The sequence below is a fragment of the Curvibacter sp. EU05-FHT14A10 genome (assembly GCF_058791075.1).
Window position 1 is genome coordinate 326,810 of record NZ_JBYTDE010000008.1, and the last position, 23,875, is coordinate 350,684.

A 23,875-nucleotide genomic window follows, 5' to 3' on the forward strand; every position below is an offset into this window, starting at 1 on the left:
GAGAGCGTGAAAACGTCAACGGGGCTCAGGTGCGGCTGCCGGCAAAGCCTGCGGGCTTCCAGATCAGCACCCCCACCATCACGGCAAAGGGCAGCAGCACGGCGACATCGGGCAGGTAGACCGCGCCCAGGGCCTGGATCATCCCCAGCACCATGGCGGCGATGAAGGCGCCGGCCAGCGAACCCAGCCCGCCCACCACCACGACCACGAAGGAGTCGATGATCACGTCGCTGCTCATGGACGGCGACAGCGACAGAAAGGGCGCCGCGACCACGCCGGCCAGGCCCGCCAGGGCGGTGCCCAGGCCCACCACACCGGCGCTCAGCACATCGGTGTTCACGCCCTGCATGGCGGTGGTCACGGGGTCGGTGCTGGCGGCCCGCACGAACAGGCCTACCCGGCTGAAACGCAGCCACAGGCTCAGGCCCAGGGCCACGGTGATGCCGGCGCCGATCACCGCCAGACGGTAGGCCGGCACCGGGGTGCCCAGCAGGTTCAGCGAGGTGTTGAGCAGCTCGGGCACGGCCATCGAGAGGTTGCTCTTGCCCCAGACGGTCTGCACCACGTCCTCGATCACCAGCAGCAGCCCGAAGGTGACCAGCACCACGCTGAGCGGATCGCGGTCCTGCAACAAGCGAAAGCCATAGCGGTCGAGCAGCACGCCCAGCACGGCCATCAAGGCCGGGGCCGCCACCAGGGCGATCCAGAAATTGCTGTGCGCGGCAATCGAGTAGCCCAGGTAGGCGCCCAGCATGTAGAGCGAACCATGGGCGAAATTCACCACCCGGCGCAGGCCGTAGATGAGGGCAAGGCCCGAGCACATCACGATCAGCAATGCGCCGTAGACCAGGCCGTTGAACAAGTTGATGGTCAGCATGTCGGCTTTCAGGAGATCAAAGAGAGAGGGGGCAGGGTGTTGTCGGGCGCGCCGAAGGCACTCCAGCCGCCGTCCACCGGCCACACCGCGCCCGTGACGTAACTGGCCTGCGGCGAGAGCAGGAAGGCGATCACGGCGGCCACCTCGGCGGGCTCGGCCAGGCGGCCGAGCGGGGTGCGCTGGGCGATGGCGGTGGCGTCGAGCGCGCCCTGGCGCGCCAGCTCGGCCACCAGGGCGGTCTGCACATAGCCCGGGGCCACGGCATTGACGCGGATGCCGGCCCGCGCCCATTCGCAGGCCAGGGCCCGGGTCAGGCCCAGTACGCCCGCCTTGGCGGCGCTGTAGGCGTTGCGCGTGGGCAGGCCCCCCAGGCTGGCGATCGAAGCCAGGTTGACGATGGCGCCCCGGGCTCGGCCGGCAACCACGGGTTGTTGCAGCCAGTGCCGGCCCAGGGCCTGGCTCATGAGAAAGCTGCCACGCAGGTGCACGGCCAGCACGCGGTCGAAGGCATCGGCGCTCTGCGCCACGGTGGGGCCGGTCTGGTCGCCAATGCCGGCGTTGTTGACCAGGCCGTCGAGCCGGCCGAAGTGGGCCAGCGCCGCCTGCACGGCGGCGTCCACCGCCTCGGCCTGGGTCACGTCGCAGGGCAGGCCCAGGTGGCAGGTGCCCAGCTCGGCGGCACGCTGGGCGGCGCTGGTGCCGTCCAGGTCGAGCAAGGCCACGGACCAGCCCTGGGCGGCCAGGGCCTGGGCGCAGGCCCAGCCAATGCCCTGGGCGGCACCGGTGATCAGTGCCACCGGGCGTGCGGTGTCCGGCGCCCCGCAGGGGGGCAGGTGTGAACTCATGTTTGTCTCCTCTGAGCGGGGTGGGGGCCGGGCCGTCTGATCGCGGCACCTGGCAGGCCACTGCAAGCCCTTCACGGGCCTGGGGCTGGGGCAGATTGTGTTTTTCGGGGCCGGTGGCCCCCTTCACGATTGGCGCAAAAAGCAGGACAAATCGTGCATCGATGGCTCGGGATTTCCCTAGGTTGCGCGCACAGCGTGCGGGGTGGGCGCTGCGGGGGCGGCAGGTGATGCAGAAGCGATGGGCCAGGCAGTGGCCCGGATCAGCCGTGTCTCCTGGGCCGTGATCAGGTGGCCCGAGGCCGCCAGGTAGGCCGCGAAGTCGGGGTGGCTGTCACGCGCGGCGCAGCGCTGCTCGTAGTCGGCCAAGCTGTCGTAGCCCCACAGGTGCACGAACTGGTTCTGGGGCCCGACCAGGCTGGTGTAGAAGCCCAGCGGGTGGCCCAGGGTCTGCAGCAGCACCGGCATGGCCAGGCGGTGGAAGACCTCCAGGAACTCGGGCATCTTGCGCAGGGCAATGGTGTAGACGCGATGGTCCACCAGGGGCTTGGGCTGTGTGGACTGGGGGCTCATGCGCGCGCTCCGGCCTGGTCGGCAATGTGGTGGGCGGTGACAAAGCCGAAGGTCATGTTGGGCCCGTGGGTGATGCCGGCGCCGGGGTAGTTGCCGCCCATCATGCTGGCGCGGTCGTTGCCCACGGCATACAAGCCTTCGATCACGCTGCCGTCGCGCCGCAGCACCTCGCCGGTGACGCGGGTCTGCAGGCCGTCGAAAGTGCCCAGGTCGCCCATCAGTACCTTGACCGCATAGAAGGGGCCGGTCTGCACCGGCGCCACGCAGGGGTTGGGGTGGTGCTCGGGGTCGGCCAGGTAGCGGTTGAAACTGGTTCGGCCACGGCCGAAGGCCGGGTCGTCGCCGCGCACGGCGTCCACGTTGTAGGCCCGCACCGTGGTCTCCAGGCCCTCGGCATCGATGCCGGTGACGCGGGCCAGGTCGGCCAGGGTGCGGCCCTCGAACAGGTAGCCATTGCGAATGAAGCGGCCGATCGGCATCGGCGCCGGTTTGACATAGCCCAGGCCATACTTGGCCAGTGTCCTTTTGTCGCAGACCAGCCACATGGCGGTTTCGGTCTGGCCCTCACAGGCGCGGATCAGGGCGGCACCCACATCGTGGTACGAGTTGGATTCGTTGGTGAAGCGCCGGCCATTGCGCAGCACGCCGATCACGCCGGGCTTGTAGCGGTCCAACAGGTGTGGGAACACGCCGAACTCGCCATGGCCGAAGGGCACGCGGGACACGGGCATCCAGGCCGCGCTGTCGCCAAAGCGGATGTCGGCCACGCCGCCCGCGCCTTCGGCCAGGCGCACACCGTCACCGGTGTTGCTGGTGGGCGTGGGCGACAGGTGCTCGCCGCCGCGCTGCACATGGGGGTAGGCCTGGGCGATGCGCCGGGCATCGTGTGGAAAGCCGCCGCAGGCCAGCACCACGCCGTGGCGGGCGCGCAGCGTCTGCCGCCCTTGCGCACCCTCGGCCACCACGCCTTGCACGCGCCCGTCCTCGATCAGCAGTTCGCGCACCGGGGTGCCGGTGCGGATGGGGATGCCGCGCTGCAGGGCCGAATGCGCCAGCCGGGCCGCCAGCGCATTGCCGCTGGTGACCTGGATGCCGCGACGGTAGAGGGCCAGCTCCTTGAGGTGGGTGACCAGGCGCTTGGCCACGTAGACGAAGGAGGTCAGCGACTTGGTGGCGCGGAAGAAGTGCTTCAGGTCGGCGTTCGAGGAGTTGAACATCATGCCGATGAAGGTGATGGTCTTGAGCGGTGGCTTGAGCCGGGCCATGTCGGGCCCCAGCGTGCGGATGTCGAAAGGCGCAGCCAGGATGGAGCGGCCGATGTCCACGCCGCCGCGCACGTCGGGGTGGTAGTCGGGGTAGAGCGTGGGCACGAATTGCATGTCTGTTTCGCGCTGGAAGAACTCGACCATGCGAGGGCCGTTGTCCAGAAAAGACTCAACGGTGGCTTCGTCATAGAACTGGCCCGTCTCGTTCATCAGGTACTGGCGCACCGCGTCGCGGTGGTCGCCTGCGTTTTGCTGGCGGCCGTGCGGGCCCAGGGGAATCCACAGCACGCCACCCGACAAGGCGGTGGTGCCGCCGAAGACGGGTTCCTTCTCCAGCACCACGACCTTCAGGCCGCGGGATTGGGCGGTGATGGCGGTGGCCAGGCCGGCAGCGCCGGAGCCGACGACGATCAGGTCGCATTCGTATTGAGGGGTCATGGGGGTCTCCGGGGCGGTTCAGGCGGTCTGGTTGAAGCCGGGGCGGGGCACCATGTCCATGAGCATCGAGCTCATGCCGCCGTCGACGTTGAGCTCGGCGCCGTTGACATAAGCGCTGCGCGGGCTGACCAGGAAGAGCACCACGTCGGCGATGTCCTGCGGCTCGCCAATGCGGCGGCTGGCCGTGACGGCGGCACGCTTGGCCTCGAAGCCTGGTTCTTCGTAGAACTTGGCCGACAGCGCGGTGCGGATCATGCCGGGGCACACCGCATTGCTGCGCACGCCGCGCGGGCCCCATTCCACCGCCATCTGGCGCGACAGCAGCAGCACGCCGCCCTTGCTGGCGCTGTAGGCGCCACTGCCGGTCTGTGGGAACTGCCCCGCAATCGAGGCCACGTTGACGATGCTGCCCGTGCCTTGCTCGCACATGGCCGGGGCGAATTCACGCGCGCACAGCAGGTAGCCGGTCAGGTTGACGGCCAACACCGTGTTCCAGTCGTCCAGACTCACGCTTTGCAGCGGACCGGCTCGCAGCAGGCCGGCGTTGTTGACCAGGCTGTGGCAGGCGCCGAAGCGCTGGCGCACGGCGGCGGCGGCCTGGGCCACGCTGGCTACATCGCTCACATCGCAGGGCAGCACCAGGGTGCGTTGGCCTGTGGGGTCGATGCGGGCGGCTACGCCCAGCGCGGCCTCACCCTGGCGGTCCAGCAGGGCTACCCGGGCGCCTGCGGCCACCAGGCTTTCGGCGATGGCGGCGCCAATGCCGCTGCCCGCCCCGGTGACCACGCACACCCGCTCCTGCAGGCCCAGCCAGTCGCGGCCGGCCTCGGCTTCTTGCTTCATCTTGTCTCCTTGGTTTGACTCGGCGGATTGTTGGATTTGGGGGCGTTGCCGGCTTTGACGATTCAGGCCAAGAATTGGACAATTCGTGCAAATCCAGACCTTCACGAGCTGCCATGTCCAAAGCCATTCCCAATTACGCGCTGTACGGCGACCAGGACCCCCCAGGCTGGGAGGCCGGCTTTGACTTCGAATGGATCCCGCAGCGTTCGGTGCCCTACAACTTCGACATCAAGCCGCACACGCATGGCGCGTTTTTGCAGATCCTGCTGCTGCAAAGCGGCGGTGGCGAGGTCTTCATCGACCACAGCCGCACGGCAGTGCAGGCCCCTTGTCTGCTGCTGGTGCCTGCACAGACCGTGCATGGCTTTCACTTCACGCCCGATGTCGACGGCCCGGTGGTGACGGCGGCACAGCGCCCGCTGGAATCGCTGGCCGCCGTGGTGATGCCTGAGTTGCTGCAAACCCTGCGCCGGCCCGCGGTGCTGTCCTTGCAGGGGCAGGACCGGGCACTGGACAACCTGGTGCCGCTGTTTCTGGCGGTGGAGCGCGAGGCCCGAGCCTGTGCGCTGGGGCAGGTGGCGGCGGGGCTGTCGTTGCTGACGGCGGTGCTGGTGCAGATCGCTCGCGTGCAGCAGGTGCAGCAAAGCACCGGCGCGCCCGCCCATTCGCGCAAGGCGCAGCAGATTGAACGCTTTCGCAGCCTGGTGGATGCGCACTTCCGCCAGCGCTGGCCCTTGCAGGCCTATGCCGAGCACCTGGGCATCACGCCCGGGCAACTGACCCGGCTGTGCCGGGAGGTGATGGGGCACTCCAGCCTGGAGGTGATCAATGCCCGCATCGTGCACGAGGCCCAGCGCGAGCTGGTGTACACGCGCAGCAGCATCAAGCAGGTGGCCGACCACCTGGGCTTTGTGGACGAGGCCTACTTCACCCGCTTCTTCCGCAAGCACACGGGGCAGACCCCGCGCGAGTTCCGCACCCGCACGCTCGCGGCCATGGCGCCCGGCGGGGCAGGAGAAGCCCCATGAAAAAGCGACCCAACCCTGAATGGACTGATGAGGTTTTTGTCCAGGCCCGGCCGGCGCATGAGGTGTTGCCGCCGTTGTTTGGCGAGGCTCTGGCCCAGGAGATGCTGAGGCCCATGCCGCTCGCCCCTGCCCAGCGACCCGATGCCTGCGACCTGTCGAACGAGGTGATCAAGCATTTCAGGGCAAAACGCCCCAAGCCCTGAAGACCTTGGTGCTAATCGATGTGCAGCGCAAGCTTGCCGAACTGGGCGCCGGATTCGAGCCGTGCCAGCGCGGCGTGCACCTCGCCCAGCGGGTAGACGCTGTCGATCACCGGGCGCAGCAGGCCGCGCTGGCACAGGGCCAGCACCTGGGCCAGCTCGCCGGGGTTGCCCAGGGTGGATCCGAGCACCTGCAACTGGCGGATGAACACCCGGCGCAGATCGGCCGGGGGCTGGTCGCCGGTGGTGGCGCCGCAGGTGACGATGCGGCCGCCGCGCACCAGGGAGCGCAGCGCGCTGTCCCACACCGCGGCGCCCACGTTTTCGATCACCACGTCCACCCCGCGCCCGCCGGTCAGGGCCATGACCTGCCGGGCCACGTCGTCGCGCTGGCTGTTGATGGCATGGTGCGCGCCCAGGGCCAGGGCGCGCTGCAGCTTGAGGTCGTCGCGCGAGGTGACCACGGTGCGCGCACCCGTGAGGCGGGCCAGTTGCAGCGCGGCCAGCGATACGCCGCCGCCGATGCCGAAGATCAGCACCGTTTCATGGGCCTGCAGGCGGGCCTGCGTGTTGACCATGCGCCAGGCGGTGAGGTGGTTCACGCCCAGGGCCGCGGCCTCGGCGTCGCCCAGCCCGTCGGGCACCGGGAACAGGTTGGCCGCCGGCACGCTGAGGTACTGGGCAAAGGTGCCGTCGCGGTGTTCGCCCAGCAGGCTCATGCCGGCGCACAGCACGGGCTGGCCGGCCAGGCAGAACTCGCAGCGACCGCAAGTGATGCCGGGGTAGACCAGCACGCGCTGGCCGGGCTGCAGCCGGGCTTCCTCGGGCCCCACTTCCTCGACCACGCCGCAGCCGTCCAGGCCCATGATCTGGGGCAACTGGTGGCGGATGCCGGCGCCGCTGTTGCGCATGTACAGATCGACCTGGTTGAGGGTGGCGGCGCGCAGGCGCACCAAGACCTGGCCGGGGCCGCGAGTCGGCATGGGGCGCTCGCCGACCTGGACCACTTCGTTGCCACCATGGCCAGTGATGAAGGCTGCCTGCATGGGTTCTCCTGCTGTGAGGGGCGTGATTGCGATGATGGCGGCGATTGTGCCCCGCACTCAGCGGTGCTGAAAGACCGGGGCGCGTCGCGCCAGAAAGGCGTTCATGCCCTCCTGGGCGTCGGCGCTGGCAAAGCGGGCGTACAGGGCCCGGCGCTCGAACAGGATGCCCTCGGACAGCGGGCCCTCGAAGGCCCGGTTGACCGACTCTTTGATGGCCATCAGCGCGGGGGCCGAGTACGCGGCCATCTGCTGCGCCAGGGCCAGGGCTTCGGGCAGCAGTTGATCGTCGGGCAGAACGCGCGAGACCAGGCCGTAGCGGTCGGCCTCGTCGGCCGACAGGGTGCGGGCGCTCAGGCACAGGTCCATGGTCTTGGCCTTGCCGATGGCGCGTGGCAGGCGCTGCGTGCCGCCGGCGCCGGGCAACAGGGCGAGTTTGATCTCGGGCAGGCCGAAGCGAGCGCCCTGGGCGGCCAGCACCAGGTCGCAGGCCAGGGCCAGTTCACAGCCGCCGCCCAGGGCCAGGCCGGCCACGGCAGCGATCACGGGTTTGCGCACCTGGCGGATGGTTTCCCAGTTGCGGGTGATGAACTGGCTGTTGAGCATGTCCATCAGGCCCGCACCCTGCATCTGGGCGATGTCGGCGCCAGCGGCAAAGGCTTTGTCGTTGCCGGTGATGAGGATCACGCCGATGTCCTCACGTGCGTCAAAGCCGAGCAGGGCGTCGCCCAGGGCGTCCATCAAGGCGTCGTTGAGGGCGTTCATCTGGCGCGGCCGGTTCAGCCGGATCAGGGCCACCCGGCCCTGGGTCTCACTGAGGATGGGGGCATCTTCTTGCACCGGGGCTCCTGTTCAGTCGACGTTGATCTTCTGCTGCTTGATGAGGGCGGCCAGGCGCTTGTTCTCGTCGATCAGCAGTTTTCGGAACTCGGCGTTGTCGAGGTAGGTGGTCTCGCCGCCCAGGTCGGCATAGCGGGCCTTGACGTTGGGCTGGTTCAGGATGGTGGCCACCTCGCGCCCCAGGCGCGCCAGCACCTCGGGCGGCGTGCCGTTGGGGGCCCACAGGCCAAACCAGATGTCAAGGTCTGCGCCCGGGAAGCCTTGTTCGGCCACGGTGGGCACGTCGGGGAAGAAGGGCGATCGGCGGGCGCTGACGATGCCCAGCAGCTTGACTTTGTTGCTGCGGATGTGGGGAAAGGCGATGCCTGGGTCGCAGACGAAATCGGCCTGGCCCGACAGCACGTCCTGCAGCGCGGGGGCGGCGCCCCGGTAGGGGATGTGGGTGACGTAGGTGCCGGTGGCCACCTTGAACAGCTCGCAGGCCAGGTGGGGGGCGGTGCCCGCGCCCGACGAGGCGTACGACATCTTGCCCGGTGCGGCCTTGGCCTGGGCCACCAGCTCTTTCACGTCGTGCGCCGTGCTTTGTGGCTTGGCCACCAGGTACATCTGGGTGCGGCCCACGGCCACCACGGGCGTGAGGTCACGCGCTGGCAGCAGGTTGGACTTGAACAGCCAGGGGTTGGCGGTCTCGACCGAGGTGGGGGCGATCAGCAGGGTGTGGCCATCCGGTGCGGCACGGGCCACCTCGGCGGCGGCGATGTTGCTGCTGGCACCGGGCTTGTTGTCGACCAGCACGGGCTGGCCCAGGGATTCGGCCAGTTGTTGCGAGATCAGCCGGGCCATGACGTCGGTGGTGCCGCCGGGGGCAAAGCCCACCACGACGCGCAGGGGTTTGCTGGGCCAGGCCGGTGTCTGGGCCTGGGCCAGACCCGCTGCGCAGAGCATGGTGCCGATCAAGGCCAGGGTGTTGCGGCGCAGGCCGCTGAAGGTGTTTGAAATCATGGTTGTCTCCGTGGTGGATGCAGGACCGGGGGCCGAGGTCAGAGCTGGCCTTCGCGCAGCAGCTCGCGCAGGCGGAACTTCTGGATCTTTCCGGACGGCGTGGACGGGATCTCCTGGCGCAGCACCAGTTTTTCAGGGATGTACTGCAGGGCCACGTGCTGGCTCTTGAGGAACTCGACGATGGAGGGCAGGTCCACGTGCTGACCGGGCCGGGGCACCACCACGGCGCAGGCTCTCTCGCCCAGGCGCTCGTCAGGGTAGGCCACGATGCTGGCCATGGCGATGGCGGGGTGTTTGTAGAGCAGTGCTTCGATTTCGACCACCGGGATGTTCTCGCCGCCGCGGATGATCACGTCCTTGCTGCGGCCAGTGATGCGCACATAACCGCGCTCGTCGATGCGGGCCAGGTCGCCGGTGTCGAACCAGCCCTCGGCATCGGTGGCGTTCAGGTGCGGGCGCTTGAGGTAGCCCCCGAAGTTGGAGCAGGCGCGCAGCATCAGCTTGCCGGTCTGGCCGGTGGGCAGGGGCTGGCCGTCGATGTCGATCACCTGGATCTCGACGCCGGGCAGCGGCAGACCATCCGTGTTCACCGAGCGCTCGTCGTCGTCGTCCAGCCGGGTCAGGGTGACGGCGCCGTTCTCGGTCATGCCCCAGGCCGAAACGATCTTGGCGCCGAGTGACTGGCGGGCCTGTTCGACCAGGGGCCCCGGGATGGGCGCACCGGCGCACAGAAAACTGCGCAAGGTGGGCACCGGGGTCGCGGTCTCGATCACGGCCTTGGAGAGGTCGTTGAGGAAGGGCGACGAGGCCATGGTGAAGGTGCAGCCTTCGTGGTTGATCACCTCGACGGCGGTGCGGGGCTCCCAGATGTCTTGCAGCACGGCGCTGGCGCGCAGCTCGATGGGCATCATCAGGCCGTACATGAAGCCGGTCTGGTGGGCCATGGGCGAGGCCATCAGCACCACGTCATCGGCGCCCAGTTGCAGGCGTTGGGCGTAGGGAATGATGTTGGCGAAGGTGGTGTTGGCGCTGTGCATCACGCCTTTGGGTTCACCGGTGGTGCCCGAGGTGTAGATCAGCTGGGTGATGTCGTCGGGGCCGGGGCGCGAACGGCTCAGCATGGCCGCCGCCTCGGGGCTGTTCTCCCACGCGGGGCCGCTGAGCAGGGCCTCGAAGCTGTTGGGGCCGGTGCCGTCCACGATCACCAGGTGCCTGAGGTGAGGCAGGCTGGGTTGCAGTGCACTGTGCATGGCTTCGAAGTCGAAGCCGCGGAAGGTCTTGGGGGCGATCATGACCTTGGCCTCGCCATGCTGGAGCATGAAGCTGAGTTCGCGCTCACGGAAGATGTGCATCAGCGGGTTCATCACCGCACCGAGGCGCGAGCAGGCCAGGTAGGTGAGGGTGAATTGCCACCAGTTGGGCAACTGACAGGCCACCACGTCGTTGCGGCCCACGCCGAGGCGGGCCAGGCCCACGGCGATGCGGTCGGCCATGCGTGACAGTTCGCGGTAGCTGAAGCGGGTGGTCTGCGGATGGGGTGCTCCGCCGGCCACCTGGACGGCGGTCAAGGCCAGCTTGTCCGGGCACTCGGCCACGCAGGCGGTCAGTGCGTCATTGATGGTGCGGTCGTGCCACAGGCCTTGGGCCACCAGGGTGGCGCGGCGGGCGGGTAGCAGCAGGGCGTCGAATTCCATGTCTTGTCTCCTCGTTGGCTTCACGGTGGATCGGGGCGCCCGGCGTTCTTCGACCGGTGCGGCCCCTCGGGGGGCTCTCAGGTGATCAGGCCGGCACGGCCTGGCGGCCGGCGCGGGTACGGGCCACGATGGTTTTCATGATCTGGGCCGTGCCGTCGCCGATCTGGAAGCCCAGCACATCGCGCAGGCGTTGCTCCATCGGTCCGCGGTCGTAGCCGCCGTGGCCGTGCATCAACAGGCACTGGTGGATGGCCTCGTAGGCCAGCTTCGGTGCCCACCATTTGCACATGGCGGCCTCGGCGGTGTGCGGCTGCTGGCGGTCCTTGAGCCACAGGGTCTGCAGACACAGCAGGCGGGCGGCGGTGACCTGGGTGTCGAAGTCGGCCAGCGGGTGCGACACGCCCTGAAACGCCGACAGTGGTTTGCCAAAGGCCTCGCGCTGGGCCACGTAGTCCCAGGTTTCTTCCAGGGCGACGCGGGCCACGGCCAGCACCTGCAGGCCGATCAGGGCACGTGAGAAGTCAAAGCCCTGCATGACCTGCACAAAGCCCTTGTTCTCGTCGCCCAGGCGGTGGTTGACGGGTACGCGCACGTTCTCGAAGAACAACGAGCCGCGTCCGATGGCGCGTTGGCCGTGGCAGTCGAAGCGGTTGCGCGTGAGGCCGGGTACATCGGTGGGCACGAGCAGTGCGGTGACGCCGTGGGCGCCGCTGTCCACCGCGCCGGTGCGGCCGAACACCACGCAGGCGTCGGCCTGGTCGGCAGCCGAGATGGAGGTCTTTTCGCCGTTGATGACGTACTCGTCACCCACCCGCTCGATGCGCAGGCGCAGGTTGGCGGCGTCGGAGCCGCCGCGGGGCTCGGTCAGCGCGATGGCGAACAGGGCCTGGCCCTGGGTGAGCTTCTCCAGCCAGGGTTGCACCACCTCGGGGCGGCCGTGCTCGGCCAGGATCTGGCCGTTCAGCGAGGCCAGCAGGTTGATGTAGGACAGGCTGAGGTCGGCCCGGGCGATCTCTTCGTGGATCACGCCGGCCGCCAGGCAGCCCAGGCCCTGGCCGCCAAAGCGCTCAGGCAGTTCGGGCGCGATGAAGCCCATCTCGCCCATCTCGGCCATCAGGCGGCGGTCGAGCACGCGGGTCTGGTCGCGCTCCAGGAAGCCGGGCGCCACGCGTCCGTTGGCAAAGCGGCGCGCGTGTTCGGCCAGTGCCTGCAGGTCTTCGTCGATGTAGGGGTTGTTCATCGCGGTGCTCCGGGCTTACTTGGCGTACTTGCGGAATTCGGGCTTGCGCTTTTCCTGCAGGGCTTTCACACCCTCGCGCGACTCCTCGGTGTCGTAGTACAGCTTGAGGGCGTACATGCCCATGCCGGCAATGCCGGCCTGGTGGGCGGTGTCCATGTTGAAGCTGCGCTTGGCAATGGCGATGGCGGTGGGGCTGCGCTCGCAGATGGTCTCGGCCCATTCCTGCACCGTGGCGTCGAGTTGCTCGGGCGGCACGCAGACATTGGCCAGGCCCATGGCGACGGCCTCGGGGCCGGTGTAGCGCTTGTTGAGGTACCAGATTTCGCGGGCCTTTTTCTCACCCACCACGCGGGCCAGGAAGGCGGTGCCATAGCCGGGGTCGACCGAGCCCATCTTGGGCCCCACCTGGCCGAAGACGGCCTTGTCGGAGCAGATGGTCAGGTCGCACAGGGTGCACAGCACGTTGCCGCCGCCGATGGCAAAGCCTTGCACGCGGGCGATCACGGGTTTGGGTACATCGCGGATGGCGGTGTGCAGCTCTTCCATGGGCAGCCCGATGGTGCCGCGACCGTCGTAGTTGCCATCGTGGGCCGATTGGTCGCCGCCGGTGCAGAAGGCCCGGTCGCCAGCGCCGGCCAGCACGATGCAGCCCACCTCGCGGTCGTAGCCGGCCTTGTTCAGGGCCTTGATGAGTTCGTCGCAGGTGGTGCCGCGGAAGGCGTTCATCTTCTCGGGGCGGTTGATGGTGATCCAGGCCACGCCGTTGCGGACCTCGTACAGGATGTCTTCGAATTGCATGGGTTGCTCCAGAACAAGAGGGGAGGGAGGGGCGGTCAGCCGTGCATGGTCAGGCCGCCGGAGACACTGATCACCTGGCCGGTGATGAAGGCGGAGTCATCGCTGCCGAAGAAGGCGATGGCACCGGCCAGGTCGTCGGGCTGGCCCAGGCGACCCAGCGGGATGGCCTTCTTGAAGGCGTCGATCAATTTCTCGGGGTTGGCGGCCCCTTCGGCCACGCCGGCCAGCAGGGCGGTGTCGGTGGGGCCGGGGCAGACCACGTTGACCGTGATCTGATGCCGGGCGTGTTCGCGCGCCAGGGTCTTGGACAGGGCCACCAGGCCGCCCTTGCAGGCGGCATACACCGCTTCGCCCGAGGAGCCGCCGCGCGCCGCGTCGGATGCGACGTTGACGATGCGCCCGCTGCCGCGGGCCACCATGCCTGGCAGCACAGCGTGGTGCATGTGCAGGGCGCCGGTGAGGTTGATGGCGATCAGGCGCTCCCATTCGGCCGGCACGGTCTTGGTGAAGGGCTTGAAGATGTCCCAGCCGGCGTTGTTGACCAGCACGTCGATGGGGCCGAGCTCGGCCTCGGTGGTGGCCACGGCAGCGTCGACCTCGGTGCGCGAGGTGATGTCGCAGCGCACGGCCAGGGCCACGCCACCATCGGCCTGGATGCCGGCTGCCACCTTCTGCGCCGCTTCGAGGTTCAGGTCAAACACCGCGACCTTGGCCCCGGCGCGGGCAAAGCGCCGGCAGGTGGCACTGCCAATGCCGCCGGCGCCGCCGGTGACGATCACGGTCTTGTCTGTCAATCCTTGCATGTGTTTCTCCTGGGTGAGGGCTTTGGCCCTATGCTTTCAATCAATGTTTGCTTTTAAATATGTAAACATATGGACGCATTATGGATTCGGTCTGCCTTGGATCGCAATCCGGTTTTTGTCTGGAATCACTATGGAAAACCCTAGTAAAAACACCGATATAGCGCGCACGGAATTGGCCAATAGATTGTTCTTTCGTCTCTATCAATGTGCAAACATGTTGCATAAAACCGGGTCGAGGGCGGTGGAGGATGAAGGCTTGACCACGCAGCAATGGGCTGTGCTGGGGGCCTTGTCCCGCCCTGAGGCGCTGGGCGGCATGAGCGTGGGGGACTTGGCGCGCTACCTGATGGTGAGCCGACAGAACCTGTCAGGCCTGATCAGTCGCATGGAGCGCGATGGCCACATCCAGACCGCCCCCGACGGGAGGGACCGCCGCTCGCGGCTGGTGACGATGACCGAGGTGGGGCAGCAGGTGTGGGCGGTGAAGGCGTTGCCGAAGATCCATGCCTACTACGAGCAGGCCTTGCATGACTTTTCGGTGGGCGACCTGACCCACACCCTGCATTACCTGCTCAAGCTGCTGGACAACATGCGTGCCCTGGATGGCCTGGAGGCGGCGGCGGATGAGGCTTGAAAGCGCTCCAGTGAATGTGACATCTTGATGAATGTCTCCGGGCGCCTCCCGCGGTGTTGCTTGAGCGCGCCGTTGCTGGCGACAGGACTTGCAGACGGTGGCTAGGCGAGGATGATCGGCGGATTCTAAGAATCAAGAACCCCCGTCGTTCCCGACTGCCCCGATGGGCTGTAGCGGCCTCGGCTCCGCAGGCGGCGGGGGTGCTCAGGGGGTGTCATGCGTCTGGAAACCCGCTTCGCCGGGATCATTGCCTCGTGTTTTGTGTTCGGTATCTGCACGGCCGGCTACATCTCGTACCGGCTGGAGGCCCGTCAGGCCCGTGAAGAGGTCAAGCAAAAGGCCGACATGGTGCTGGAGACCGCCATGGCCGTGCGCGCCTACACCTCGGAAGAGGTGGCCGTGGCCTTGCAGGCCATGGACGACAAGGGCAGTTTTCATGCCGCACAGGTGCCGTCTTTCGCGGCGCAGGGCGCCATGCGCCGGTTGGCCAAAAAGCTGCCCGAGTACCAGTACCGGGAAAGCTCGCTCAATCCCACCAACCTGAACGACCGCGCCACCGATTGGGAGGTGGGATTGCTGCGGGCCTTCGAGGCCGATCCCCAGCGCACTGAACTGAGCGGTGAACTGGGCACGGGCCAGGATCGGCAGTACTACGTGGCTCGTCCGATTCGCATGGGCTCGCCGGCCTGTCTGTATTGCCATAGCACGCCGGAAGCCGCGCCGCGGGCCATGGTGGCGCGCTATGGTGCGGCCAATGGCTTTGGCTGGCGCATGGGGGATGTGGTGGGGCTGCAACTGGTGCGGGTGAGCACCGCCCCGGCCGAGGCCAAGGCGTTCAACAGTGTGGTGGTGACGATCGGTTCGATCACCAGTGTGTTTGTGTTGGCCGCCGCGGTGATGTTGGTGCTGCTGCGCCGCCATGTGACCAGCCCGCTGGAGGCCCTGACCCGGGTGGCCTTGGCCACCAGCCTGGACAAACCCCTGGACAAGGCTCAGGACGACCTGCCCCTGCCGACGGGCCATGGCCAGTTCGAAGAGCTGCAGCGCGCGATCCAGCGCCTGAAGGCCAGCATGGACCATGCGCTTCGCCTGATTGAACGGCGCCCCACCTTGTCGCCGGTGCCAGGGTCTGCCACCGTCTCGTCCCCTGGGGCGGGGGCCGCATCCACGCAGGCCGTGGCGCCCGACGCATCTTGCGCGCCAGCCGCGAACCCTCGGAGCTGAGCCCATGTGGCCCCTGATCACGTTGGCCTTGGCGGCCTTGTTGTGGCTGATGCAGGTGACCTTGGGCAGCGACCCCGAGTTGTCGGGTTGGCTGGCCGAGGGCGCCTGGCTGAAGCCGCTGGCCATGGGCTTCAGTGCGTTGGCGCTGGGTCTGGTGCTGCGCCGGCTGCTGGTTCATTTGCTGCGGGGCAGTCATCGCTTTCGACTGGGTTCGGGGTCGGACCTGCTGCAGTCGGTGCTGTCGATGCTGCTTTTTGGCGTGCTGGCGCTGGTGTTTCTGGGTTGGGGCCTGGGGCAGGACCTGGGCCGCCTGCTGGCCACCTCGGCGCTGTTGTCGGCGATTGTGGGTCTGGCATTGCAGCCCCTGCTGGGGCACCTGTTCGCCGGCGTGTCGATCGAAGTGGAGCGGCGCCTGAACGTGGGGGACTATGTGCGCCGCGATGAACTGGAGGGCCAGGTTGTGTCGCTGGGCTGGCGTTCGGTCACGCTGCGCACCGATCGGGGCTCACTGGTGGTGATGCCCAACAGTGACTTCACCAGCCGGGCTCTGGAGGTGGTGCCGCGCGAGCAGCCCTATCGCCATCTGGTGCCGCTGCAGGTGAGCAGCGAGTGGCCACCCGGCCAGGTGATGCGCATCGTGATGCAGGTGCTGGGCAGTGAATTGCCCGGCATCTGCAGCACCCCCGCACCCAGTGTGGTCCTGATGTCGAACGATCCCGGCAGCGGGACCTTGCGCTACGGGGCGCGGTTCTACACCACGCGTTTTCTGGACCGGGGCATGCTGTCGTCGGCCTTTCTGGAGCGTTTCTGGTATGCCATGTCGCGTGAGGGGCTGGCTTTCGAGACACCGCCCCCCTGGGCATTGTGGCCACCCCGGGGCGAGGCGATGCCTGCCGATCGGAGTCCATCCGATGCGGTGACGGGGCGCCTGCCGGCTACTGGCGGGGCCCCGGCCCGGGGGATGCCTCCGGTACCTGGCGTGGTGCGCCCCGTGGGGCGTCAGAGGCCGGGTGCCGGCCTGGATGCCGCGTGCATCGGTGGTTTGCAGTCGCTCAGTGACCGGGGTTGCGAGGCCCTGCTGCAGGCCGGTCAGTTGCAGCATTTCGGTCGTGAGGAGCGCTGCGGTGGGCCTGACTTCAAGCTGCTGCTGCAAGGGCGTCTGCGCGAGGTGCGACCCTGGCATGACGAGGGGGCCACTGAAGCTGCACAGACCGAACTGGGGGCGCTGTTGCAGGCACTGGCCGAACAGCCTGGAGCCGAGGAGGGGACGTGCCGTCTTGAAACAGCCGTGATGCAACAACTGGTTCAGCAGGGTAGCCTGGTGCTCGGGCCAGTGGCGCAGCGCCTGTGTGCCCGGCTGGGCGCCCTGACCGAAGACCCCTGGCTGGCTTGGCAGGCCCTGGCGCATTCGGTGGCGGATGCCAAGGCCCGGGCCGGCTTGTTGCAGCAGGCGCCTGCCGAGCGCTCGCGCACCCTGCATCCGGGCGCCTGGCTGGTGTCGGGGGCGGTGCTGGGGTTGGCGGCCGATGCGCGTTATTGCCTGGCCAGCCAGGGGTGCACTCTGATGACCTGGAGCCCCCAGGTGTTGCACACCGTGCTGCAAGGTTTGTCGCAGGCGGACCAATGGGCGCTGGGCGAGTTGCTGGCCTGGCGCGCCGTCGGCGCCGATGGCCTGAGTGCCAGGCTGTGGGCGCACTGGCTGGTCTCGCCGCTGTCACTTCGTCGGGTTTGAGTGCCTCAGCTGGCTTGCAGACCTAGGGTTGACCCTGGGTGTAGGGTGTGAGTGGCACTTTTTGGGACACCCACGGTCTTTTCCGCTCGTATGATGAACATCCGGCATGGCAAGGCGCCCTCCTTTGAGGGCCTGGGTGGCTTGTGCATGACGGAGACCCTCAGCAGCCTTGGAGACCATTTTGGCTTTTCTGGACAACTTGAAGATCAGCACCCGTTTGGCTTTGGCCTTCGGGTATGTGGTGGCGCTGGCAGCGGCCATTGTGTTGGTGGGCGTGAGCCGCCTGGGTGATGTGGACCGCAGCTACCAGGCTGTGGGCAAGCTCAGTCGCGTGGAGCGTGATGCCTTGAACGGCATCGTGCAGGGCACCGAGGCCGCGGCGCGCAGCGCGCTCGTGATGGCCCAGGTGGACGCTGACAAGTCCAGGCTGGGCCAGTCGGCACAGCAGCTGGAAGCGCAGTTGAAGGCGGCAACCGATGCATCCCGTGAGCTGGGTGCCATGGACCTGCCAAGTGCCGAGAAGGATCTGGCGCGGCGCCTGGGCGAAAGTGCCACGCGCGCCCAGACGGCCGTGCGCGCGGTGGCGGCCCAACTGGCGCAGGGTGACCACGACGGCGGTGTGCGCAAGCTGCTGGGTGAGGTGTTGCCGGCCCTGGACGGGCTGCGTGAGCTGGGGGTGCAGATGGCCGACGTGCAGCGCCAGCGCCTGGATCAGAGCGTGGAGCAGGTCGACAGCGACATCGTGGCCACCCGTTACTGGATGCTGGCGATCGGTTTGCTGGCGGCTGTGGTGGCTGTCTTGGCGGTATGGTCTTTGCGCCGCAGCATTGTGAAACCCTTGAACGACGCCTTGTTGATTGCCGAGACGGTGGCATCGGGTGACCTGAGCCAGGAGTTCTCCACCGAGCTGGGGGGCGATTTTGGGCGCCTGCTGGGGTCTTTGGGGACCATGGAGGACACGCTGACCGATCTGGTGGGCCGAATCAAGCAGTCGACGGATTCAATTGCCCTGGCGTCGCAGGACATCGATTCCGGCAACTCTGATCTGTCACGCCGCACAGAAGACCAGGCGGCCTCGTTGGAGGAGACCGCTGCCAGCATGGAAGAGCTGACCTCGACGGTACGTCAGAACGCCGAGCGGGCCCGGTCGGCCAGCGGCCTGGCCGTGAATGCGTCGGGCATTGCGCAGAGGGGCGGGCAGGTGGTGGACCAGGTGGTGAAGACCATGGACGCCATCAGTGGCAGCTCGAAAAAGATCGTGGACATCATCCAGGTGATCGAGGGCATTGCCTTTCAGACCAACATCCTGGCCCTGAACGCGGCGGTGGAAGCCGCCCGTGCTGGCGAGCAGGGGCGCGGCTTTGCGGTGGTGGCCAGCGAGGTGCGATCGCTGGCGCAGCGCAGTGCGGTGGCCGCACGTGAGATCAAGTCGCTGATCGGTGACTCGGTGGAGCAGGTGCAAAGCGGTGCCGACCTGGTGGGGCAGGCGGGCAACACGATGGCCGAGATTGTCTCGGCCGTGGGCCAGGTGACAGGTTTGCTGGCCGAGATCTCGGGCGCACTCAATGAACAGAGCACCGGCATCGAGCATGTGAACCAGGCGGTGGCCCACATGGATTCGGTGACGCAGCAGAATGCGGCGCTGGTGCAGCAGGCGGCCCAGGCGGCAGCGTCGCTGTCGAGTCAGGCGGCCCAGTTGCAGGCTGTGGTGGGTGAGTTCAAGCTGGATGCCGACGATGCGCCGGCTGGGCCGGCTCTGGGCCATGCCCAGCAGCCCCGCCTGAGTGCGGCCTGAGCAGATCGCTTTCGAGCTCAGCCATTGAAAGGCGGCCGCCCTTTGCAGGGTGGGCCGCTTTTTTCATGGGGGCTTGTTGGCGGCAGTGAATGCCGCTGATGTTCAGGCGGCGTCGGCCAACATTTGCAGGGCGGCAATGATCTGATCGGTGCTCACACCGTCAGCGGCGGCCCACTTGCCTTGCAAGGCGGTCAGTGTGGCGTTGGGGTTTTGCTTGAGCTGGGCAATGGCCTGGCCTGCCGCCTTGGGGGCTTCAAAGCCGGTGCTTTGCAGCAGCAGCTTGCCCTGGCCGTCTTGCAGCTTGAAGTAGAAGCGGCCGTCGTTTTCGCGGTATTGCTTGAAGCTGGGCAGGCTCACCTTCTCGGCCTGGCTGGCACGGGCCGGGCTGGCGGCGCTGCCCAGACGGCGCAGGCCCACGGCCTGGCGCAGGTCGGAGATCAAGGCCGTGGACAGTTTGCGAGCCTTGGCGGCGCCGGCCTGCAGAATGTCCTCCAGGCGCTCGGGGTGGGCGATCAGGTCTTCGTAGGTGGCACGCATGGGGGCCACTTCACGGGTCACGCGTTCCCACAGCAGTTGCTTGGCATCGCCCCAGGCAATGCCGTCGGCATAGGCTTGGCGCAAGGCCTGGGTTTCTTCGGCGCTGGCAAAGGCCTGGTAGATCTGGAACAGGGCCGAGCCCTCGACCTCTTTGGCCTCACCGGGAGCGCGCGAGTCGGTCAGGATGCCGGCGATGAGCTTGCGCATCTGCTCGGGCGGCGTGAACAAGGGGATGGTGTTGTCGTAGCTCTTGCTCATCTTGCGGCCATCCAGGCCGGGCAAGGTGGCGACCGATTCTTCGATCAAGGCCTCGGGCAGGACCAGGTGCTCGCCATACAGGTGGTTGAAGCGCTGGGCCATGTCGCGGGCCATCTCGATGTGCTGGATCTGGTCTCGGCCCACGGGCACCTGGTGTGCCTTGAACATGAGGATGTCGGCGCCCATGAGCACGGGGTACATGAACAAGCCGGCGTTGACGTCGGCGTCTGGGTCGACGCCGGCCGCTTCGTTGCGGTCGACCGCCGCCTTGTAGGCGTGGGCGCGATTGAGCAGGCCCTTGCCGGTGACGCAGGTCAGCAACCAGGTCAGTTCGGGGATCTCGGGAATGTCGGATTGCCGGTAGAAGGTGACGCGCTCTGGATCCAGACCCGCCGCCACCCAACTGGCTGCGATTTCAAGCGTGGAGCGCTGGATGCGGGCTGGATCGTCACATTTGATGAGCGCGTGGTAGTCGGCCAGAAAATAAAAACTCTCGACACCCGGTTGGCGGCTGGCTTCAATGGCCGGTCGAATGGCCCCCACGTAGTTGCCGAGGTGAGGGGTGCCAGTGGTGGTGATGCCGGTCAGGACGCGCTTGATGCTCATGGCAGAAACAGTTCGGTTGCAGTCAACAAAAAAACAGAAGTGAGGCTAGTGTCAGCGGAACAGGGCCGATGCAGGCCCGACCACCAGGGTCTCGATGACCCCGTAGCCGATGGCCATCAGCGGGCGCAGCCACAACGAGCCCACCACGCCGGCCACCACCAGGCCCATCACGATGAAGAAGCCCCAGGGTTCGACCCGGGCCAGCCACTGGGCCTGTTTCCAGGGCAGCAGGCCGACCAGAATGCGACCGCCATCGAGCGGGGGCAATGGAAACAGGTTGAAGGCCCACATCACCAGGTTGACCAGTACACCCGCGCGCGCCATTTCGAGGAAAAAGCGTTCATGGATGCCGGTGCCAGCCAGCAGCACCAGCACCAGGGCCCAGATCATGGCTTGGGCAAAGTTGGCGGCCGGGCCGGCCAGCGCGACCCAGATCATGTCGCGCTTGGGGTTGCGCAGGTGGCTGAAGTTGACGGGCACCGGCTTGGCGTAGCCAAACAAGAAGGCACCCGAGGTGGCAAAGTACAGCAACAAGGGCATCACGATGGTGCCCATGGGGTCGATGTGCCGGGTGGGGTTGAGCGAAATACGCCCCATCATGGCGGCGGTGTTGTCACCGAAGTACCGGGCTGCGTAGCCATGTGCGGCCTCGTGCAGCGTGATGGCGAACAGCACCGGCAGTGCGTAGATCAGAACGGTCTGGATGAGGTCGGAAAAGGAGTTCACGGCGTCATTGTCTCAGACGCGCCGCCCTGCGGCGCCGGGCGGATTTGTCACAAACCCAGGGCGGCCAATGATCCGCGGCCTTCGCGGATCACGACAGGTTCGTCGCCCTGGTCGATCGGGGTGAGGTCGACCACGGTGGTGGGTTCGTGCGGGCAGGCGCCGGCATCGACCACGGCCGCCAGGGTTTTCTCGTAACGGCTACGGATTTCGGCCGCATCGTTCAGGGGTTCTGACTCGCTGGCCGGGATCAGCGTGGTGGCCAGCAGTGGCGCGCCATGCAGTTCGAGCAGGGCCTGCAGGACCTTGTGGTCGGGCACCCGCAGGCCGATGGTCTTGCGCTGAGGATGGCTGACGCGGCGCGGCACCTCTTTGGTGGCCTCCAGAATGAAGGTGTAGGCGCCTGGCGTGGCGGCTTTGAGCAGGCGGTACTGTTTGTTGTCCACCTTGGCGTAGTTGGCCAGTTCGCTCAAATCGCGGCACAGCAGGGTCAGGTGGTGTTTGTCGTCCACCTGGCGGATGCGACGCATCTGTTCAGTGGCGTTGCGATCATCCAACTGACACACCAGGGCGTAGCTGGAGTCGGTGGGCACTGCAATCACCTGGCCAGCCTGAAGCAGCGCCACGGCTTGCTTGAGCAGGCGGGGTTGGGGGTTGTCGGGGTGGACTTCGAAGAATTGGGCCATGGTGTTTTGTTGTGAGCTCAGACCGGATCGTTCTTGCGCGAGGGAATGCGGCCCTCGCGCAGCGTGAGCCAGGCGCCGGCGGCGCCGGACAGGGCAATGAGTGCAATGCCCGTGAGCGACCAGCTGTCGGGCAAGTGGGAAAAAATCAACCAGCTTCCCAGCATGGCAAAGCCGATCTGGGCATAGAGGTAAGGGGTGAGGATGGCCGCGGGCGTTCGGCTGTAGCCCAGGATCAGCATGAAGTGGCCGACACAGCCCATGAGACCCATCAGCAACATGCCTGCCCAGCTTTGCCAGGGCAGGTTGGCCGCCCAGACAAAGGGCAGCATCAAGGACGACAACAGGGTGCCGACCCAGCCGGTATAGAAGTGCATGGTCAGGGGGTCTTCGGTCCGAGCCAGTCGGCTGGTGACGATCTGGAATGCTGCATTCGTGCTGACCAGGCCCAGGGGCAGCAGCATGGCCCAGCCGCCGATGCTGGAGCCGCTGGGGCGGATGATCAGCAAGGTGCCCGCGAAGCCCGTCAGCACGAGCAGCCAGCGCAGCATCGATACCTTTTCACGCAACAAGACGGCAGCCAGCACCGTGATCACCAGCGGTGCAATCATGACGACGGCGGTGAACTCGCCCACGGGCATGTGCTTCAAGCTGAAGAAGGCAAACATGCTGCTGCCCATCAGCAGCAGTCCCCGCACCAGTTGGAACTTGGGCTTGGTGGTGTGCAGCAGGGCCCAACCGCGGGCAGGCAGGGCCACCAAGGTGGTGGCGATGGCTTGCGAGGCATAGCGAACCCACAAAGCCATCATCAAAGGCACGGAGGCACTGATGAATTTGGTGGTGGTGTCCAGGGTGGCAAAGCAGGCCGTAGCGGCAATGGCCAGACCGATGCCCGCCAACATCCCGCGGGGCGTGTATCCCGAAACCACACTCACGATGGCACTCTCACTGGATCCGGTCGGCGAGCAGCTCCCAGACGGGGGTCAGTTTGCCAGGTAGGAAAGGGAGGGCGCCCAGATCGGTGTGGGATTCGTCAGGACTGTGGAAATCACTGCCGCGTGAAGCGGCCAAGCCGAACTCAATCGCCATGTCGGCATAGGTGAGGTATTCAGCGCTGGAATGGCTGCCTGTCACGACCTCCACGCCCTGACCCCCATGGGCCTTGAATTCAGAGAACAGCGCGTACTGTTCGTTGGCGGTGAAGCGGTAGCGACCTGGGTGGGCAATCACGGCCACCCCGCCGCCCTCAGTGATCCACTGAATCGCTTGTTGCAGATTGGCCCAGCGATGGGGCACGTAACCGGGCTTGCCCTCGGTGAGGAAGCGCCTGAACACTTCGCCGGTATCTTTGCAAACCCCTGTTTCGACCAGAAACCGAGCGAAATGCGTGCGTGAGATCAACTCGGGGTTGCCTACGAATCGCAGGGCGCCCTCATAGGCATTTGCAATGCCCACCTTGGCCAACTGATCGGACATCTCCTTGGCACGTTGCCCGCGGCCACCACGGGTCTGGTGCAAGCCCTCGGTCATGCGAGTGTCCGTTGCATCGAAACCCAGGCCCACGATGTGGACCGTCTCCCCAGCAAAGGTCACTGAAATCTCGACCCCGGTCAGGTAGCGCAGCCCGACCTCGCGTGCGGCCGCGGCCGCGCGCAATTGCCCACCCACTTCGTCATGATCGGTCAGGGCCCAGAGTTCAACGCCGTTGGCTTTGGCTCGGGCCGCCAAGGCCTCAGGGGTCAGGGTGCCGTCTGAAACAACGGAGTGGCAGTGCAGGTCTGCGTTGAGGATGGAAGTAGTCACCGGGCCATTTTAGGCGCGCGTGCGATTCCGTGCCGGTTGCAGTGTGATACGTACCTGCGCTGATTTGAGTTTGCCGGTTTGGCTTGTGCGTCTTGTCGGTGGCTCGGCGATTGGTGCTGCAATGGGGGGGGCAGGCACTCGCCTCCAACAAGTGCTGTTTTCTCTCCCTCTATATATAGAGTGCCTCCAGGGCTTGTTTGTTGAGGAGGGGCACAGGCTCTGCGACAGCCCCATGGCTGTTCACAACAGGTCAGAGGCGCTGGATGAGCAGGTCATGGTTCTGTTTTTCGCAGGTGCTTCCAAAGAAGCTTGATTTGTGTGTATACTAGCGGGCTCGACTGCACAGAACAGTGCTTAGCGAGGTGGCTGGGGTCTGATGGCTCTGGGTGCTTGG

At 66.8% G+C, this 23,875-nt stretch carries 23 protein-coding genes and 1 pseudogene; 7 read left to right on the top strand and 17 right to left on the bottom strand.

Annotation, left to right across the window (positions count from 1 at the left end; translation table 11 throughout):
• Window positions 1–25: 25 nt before the first annotated feature.
• The 5 genes from AC3WUT_RS17815 to AC3WUT_RS17835 form a co-directional block, all read right to left on the bottom strand.
• Window positions 26–877, bottom strand: a complete 852-nt coding sequence (locus tag AC3WUT_RS17815; RefSeq protein WP_492348410.1) for a branched-chain amino acid ABC transporter permease — start codon at window positions 875–877, stop codon at window positions 26–28.
• A gap of 8 nt (window positions 878–885) precedes the next feature.
• Window positions 886–1,722, bottom strand: coding sequence for an SDR family NAD(P)-dependent oxidoreductase (locus tag AC3WUT_RS17820; protein WP_492348411.1), 837 nt, complete (start codon window positions 1,720–1,722; stop codon window positions 886–888).
• A gap of 177 nt (window positions 1,723–1,899) precedes the next feature.
• A complete protein-coding gene (locus AC3WUT_RS17825; protein ID WP_492348412.1) occupies window positions 1,900–2,292 on the bottom strand; it encodes an NIPSNAP family protein in 393 nt (130 codons plus the stop codon).
• Window positions 2,289–3,995: an FAD-dependent oxidoreductase gene (locus AC3WUT_RS17830; RefSeq protein WP_492348413.1), complete on the bottom strand. Its 1,707-nt coding sequence runs from the start codon at window positions 3,993–3,995 to the stop codon at window positions 2,289–2,291. The genes AC3WUT_RS17825 and AC3WUT_RS17830 overlap by 4 nt, the downstream gene beginning before the upstream one ends.
• Before the next feature lie 18 nt (window positions 3,996–4,013).
• Window positions 4,014–4,838 carry an SDR family NAD(P)-dependent oxidoreductase gene (locus tag AC3WUT_RS17835; protein WP_492348414.1) on the bottom strand — a complete coding sequence of 275 codons (825 nt, stop codon included), beginning with the start codon at window positions 4,836–4,838 and terminating at the stop codon, window positions 4,014–4,016.
• 113 nt (window positions 4,839–4,951) lie between these two features.
• Between AC3WUT_RS17835 and AC3WUT_RS17840 the strand changes: the two genes are divergently transcribed.
• A complete protein-coding gene (locus tag AC3WUT_RS17840) occupies window positions 4,952–5,866 on the top strand; it encodes a helix-turn-helix domain-containing protein (protein WP_492348415.1) in 915 nt (304 codons plus the stop codon).
• Window positions 5,863–6,069: a hypothetical protein gene (locus AC3WUT_RS17845; RefSeq protein ID WP_492348416.1), complete on the top strand. Its 207-nt coding sequence runs from the start codon at window positions 5,863–5,865 to the stop codon at window positions 6,067–6,069. Before AC3WUT_RS17840 ends, AC3WUT_RS17845 begins: the two co-directional genes overlap by 4 nt.
• A gap of 11 nt (window positions 6,070–6,080) precedes the next feature.
• On the opposite strand, the gene AC3WUT_RS17850 is transcribed toward AC3WUT_RS17845, so the two are convergent.
• From AC3WUT_RS17850 to badH, 7 genes are all read right to left on the bottom strand, one after another.
• Window positions 6,081–7,112, bottom strand: a complete 1,032-nt coding sequence (locus AC3WUT_RS17850; protein ID WP_492348417.1) for a zinc-binding dehydrogenase — start codon at window positions 7,110–7,112, stop codon at window positions 6,081–6,083.
• 57 nt (window positions 7,113–7,169) lie between these two features.
• Window positions 7,170–7,949: an enoyl-CoA hydratase-related protein gene (locus AC3WUT_RS17855; protein WP_492348418.1), complete on the bottom strand. Its 780-nt coding sequence runs from the start codon at window positions 7,947–7,949 to the stop codon at window positions 7,170–7,172.
• A 12-nt stretch (window positions 7,950–7,961) separates the two neighbouring features.
• Window positions 7,962–8,951 carry a Bug family tripartite tricarboxylate transporter substrate binding protein gene (locus AC3WUT_RS17860; RefSeq protein ID WP_492348419.1) on the bottom strand — a complete coding sequence of 330 codons (990 nt, stop codon included), beginning with the start codon at window positions 8,949–8,951 and terminating at the stop codon, window positions 7,962–7,964.
• 38 nt (window positions 8,952–8,989) lie between these two features.
• Entirely contained in the window at window positions 8,990–10,645 is a 1,656-nt protein-coding gene (aliA, locus tag AC3WUT_RS17865; RefSeq protein WP_492348420.1) for a cyclohexanecarboxylate-CoA ligase, read from the bottom strand.
• Window positions 10,646–10,730: 85 nt separating this feature from the next.
• The gene (gene aliB / locus AC3WUT_RS17870; protein WP_492348421.1) at window positions 10,731–11,885 is read right to left on the bottom strand and encodes a cyclohexanecarboxyl-CoA dehydrogenase; all 1,155 of its coding nucleotides are present in this window, start codon (window positions 11,883–11,885) and stop codon (window positions 10,731–10,733) included.
• 15 nt (window positions 11,886–11,900) lie between these two features.
• Window positions 11,901–12,683: a 2-ketocyclohexanecarboxyl-CoA hydrolase gene (badI, locus tag AC3WUT_RS17875; protein ID WP_492348422.1), complete on the bottom strand. Its 783-nt coding sequence runs from the start codon at window positions 12,681–12,683 to the stop codon at window positions 11,901–11,903.
• A 35-nt stretch (window positions 12,684–12,718) separates the two neighbouring features.
• Complete coding sequence (gene badH / locus AC3WUT_RS17880; RefSeq protein ID WP_492348423.1) at window positions 12,719–13,486, bottom strand: 2-hydroxycyclohexanecarboxyl-CoA dehydrogenase; 768 nt, start codon at window positions 13,484–13,486, stop codon at window positions 12,719–12,721.
• Window positions 13,487–13,616: 130 nt separating this feature from the next.
• Here badH and AC3WUT_RS17885 point away from each other — a divergent pair, with 130 nt between their 5' ends.
• From AC3WUT_RS17885 to AC3WUT_RS17905, 5 genes and pseudogenes are all read left to right on the top strand, one after another.
• Window positions 13,617–14,120 carry a MarR family winged helix-turn-helix transcriptional regulator gene (locus AC3WUT_RS17885; RefSeq protein ID WP_492348424.1) on the top strand — a complete coding sequence of 168 codons (504 nt, stop codon included), beginning with the start codon at window positions 13,617–13,619 and terminating at the stop codon, window positions 14,118–14,120.
• Between the two features lie 216 nt (window positions 14,121–14,336).
• Window positions 14,337–15,344 (top strand): Tll0287-like domain-containing protein, encoded by a 1,008-nt coding sequence (locus tag AC3WUT_RS17890; protein WP_492348425.1) that lies wholly within the window; start codon window positions 14,337–14,339, stop codon window positions 15,342–15,344.
• Between the two features lie 4 nt (window positions 15,345–15,348).
• On the top strand, window positions 15,349–17,076 hold the full coding sequence (locus tag AC3WUT_RS17895; RefSeq protein ID WP_492348426.1) for a mechanosensitive ion channel family protein: 1,728 nt from the start codon (window positions 15,349–15,351) through the stop codon (window positions 17,074–17,076).
• A gap of 199 nt (window positions 17,077–17,275) precedes the next feature.
• Window positions 17,276–17,677 (top strand): annotated as a pseudogene (locus AC3WUT_RS17900) (methyl-accepting chemotaxis protein); the annotation flags it as partial.
• Between the two features lie 81 nt (window positions 17,678–17,758).
• Window positions 17,759–18,871 (top strand): methyl-accepting chemotaxis protein, encoded by a 1,113-nt coding sequence (locus tag AC3WUT_RS17905; protein WP_492348439.1) that lies wholly within the window; start codon window positions 17,759–17,761, stop codon window positions 18,869–18,871.
• Between the two features lie 102 nt (window positions 18,872–18,973).
• Here the strand turns inward: AC3WUT_RS17905 and AC3WUT_RS17910 are convergent, their stop codons facing one another.
• Genes AC3WUT_RS17910 through AC3WUT_RS17930 form a run of 5 tightly spaced genes read right to left on the bottom strand, consistent with a single transcriptional unit; the run spans window position 18,974 to window position 23,481 of the window.
• On the bottom strand, window positions 18,974–20,272 hold the full coding sequence (locus AC3WUT_RS17910; RefSeq protein ID WP_492348427.1) for a tryptophan--tRNA ligase: 1,299 nt from the start codon (window positions 20,270–20,272) through the stop codon (window positions 18,974–18,976).
• Between the two features lie 51 nt (window positions 20,273–20,323).
• Window positions 20,324–20,998 carry a site-2 protease family protein gene (locus tag AC3WUT_RS17915; RefSeq protein ID WP_492348428.1) on the bottom strand — a complete coding sequence of 225 codons (675 nt, stop codon included), beginning with the start codon at window positions 20,996–20,998 and terminating at the stop codon, window positions 20,324–20,326.
• Between the two features lie 47 nt (window positions 20,999–21,045).
• Window positions 21,046–21,681: an L-threonylcarbamoyladenylate synthase gene (locus AC3WUT_RS17920; RefSeq protein ID WP_492348429.1), complete on the bottom strand. Its 636-nt coding sequence runs from the start codon at window positions 21,679–21,681 to the stop codon at window positions 21,046–21,048.
• Between the two features lie 17 nt (window positions 21,682–21,698).
• The gene (locus AC3WUT_RS17925) at window positions 21,699–22,580 is read right to left on the bottom strand and encodes a DMT family transporter (protein ID WP_492348440.1); all 882 of its coding nucleotides are present in this window, start codon (window positions 22,578–22,580) and stop codon (window positions 21,699–21,701) included.
• Window positions 22,581–22,623: 43 nt separating this feature from the next.
• Window positions 22,624–23,481, bottom strand: coding sequence for a 3',5'-nucleoside bisphosphate phosphatase (locus AC3WUT_RS17930; RefSeq protein WP_492348430.1), 858 nt, complete (start codon window positions 23,479–23,481; stop codon window positions 22,624–22,626).
• Between the last annotated feature and the right edge of the window lie 394 nt (window positions 23,482–23,875).

Bases quoted from the DNA above. Each gene is read 5' to 3' on its own strand.
- AC3WUT_RS17815 (WP_492348410.1), bottom strand. From the start codon at position 877: ATGCTGACCATCAACTTGTTCAACGGCCTGGTCTACGGCGCATTGCTG.
- AC3WUT_RS17820 (WP_492348411.1), bottom strand. From the start codon at position 1,722: ATGAGTTCACACCTGCCCCCCTGCGGGGCGCCGGACACCGCACGCCCG.
- AC3WUT_RS17825 (WP_492348412.1), bottom strand. From the start codon at position 2,292: ATGAGCCCCCAGTCCACACAGCCCAAGCCCCTGGTGGACCATCGCGTC.
- AC3WUT_RS17830 (WP_492348413.1), bottom strand. From the start codon at position 3,995: ATGACCCCTCAATACGAATGCGACCTGATCGTCGTCGGCTCCGGCGCT.
- AC3WUT_RS17835 (WP_492348414.1), bottom strand. From the start codon at position 4,838: ATGAAGCAAGAAGCCGAGGCCGGCCGCGACTGGCTGGGCCTGCAGGAG.
- AC3WUT_RS17840 (WP_492348415.1), top strand. From the start codon at position 4,952: ATGTCCAAAGCCATTCCCAATTACGCGCTGTACGGCGACCAGGACCCC.
- AC3WUT_RS17845 (WP_492348416.1), top strand. From the start codon at position 5,863: ATGAAAAAGCGACCCAACCCTGAATGGACTGATGAGGTTTTTGTCCAG.
- AC3WUT_RS17850 (WP_492348417.1), bottom strand. From the start codon at position 7,112: ATGCAGGCAGCCTTCATCACTGGCCATGGTGGCAACGAAGTGGTCCAG.
- AC3WUT_RS17860 (WP_492348419.1), bottom strand. From the start codon at position 8,951: ATGATTTCAAACACCTTCAGCGGCCTGCGCCGCAACACCCTGGCCTTG.
- aliA (WP_492348420.1), bottom strand. From the start codon at position 10,645: ATGGAATTCGACGCCCTGCTGCTACCCGCCCGCCGCGCCACCCTGGTG.
- aliB (WP_492348421.1), bottom strand. From the start codon at position 11,885: ATGAACAACCCCTACATCGACGAAGACCTGCAGGCACTGGCCGAACAC.
- badI (WP_492348422.1), bottom strand. From the start codon at position 12,683: ATGCAATTCGAAGACATCCTGTACGAGGTCCGCAACGGCGTGGCCTGG.
- badH (WP_492348423.1), bottom strand. From the start codon at position 13,486: ATGCAAGGATTGACAGACAAGACCGTGATCGTCACCGGCGGCGCCGGC.
- AC3WUT_RS17885 (WP_492348424.1), top strand. From the start codon at position 13,617: ATGGAAAACCCTAGTAAAAACACCGATATAGCGCGCACGGAATTGGCC.
- AC3WUT_RS17890 (WP_492348425.1), top strand. From the start codon at position 14,337: ATGCGTCTGGAAACCCGCTTCGCCGGGATCATTGCCTCGTGTTTTGTG.
- AC3WUT_RS17895 (WP_492348426.1), top strand. From the start codon at position 15,349: ATGTGGCCCCTGATCACGTTGGCCTTGGCGGCCTTGTTGTGGCTGATG.
- AC3WUT_RS17905 (WP_492348439.1), top strand. From the start codon at position 17,759: ATGGCCGACGTGCAGCGCCAGCGCCTGGATCAGAGCGTGGAGCAGGTC.
- AC3WUT_RS17910 (WP_492348427.1), bottom strand. From the start codon at position 20,272: ATGAGCATCAAGCGCGTCCTGACCGGCATCACCACCACTGGCACCCCT.
- AC3WUT_RS17920 (WP_492348429.1), bottom strand. From the start codon at position 21,681: ATGGCCCAATTCTTCGAAGTCCACCCCGACAACCCCCAACCCCGCCTG.
- AC3WUT_RS17925 (WP_492348440.1), bottom strand. From the start codon at position 22,580: ATGTTGGCGGGCATCGGTCTGGCCATTGCCGCTACGGCCTGCTTTGCC.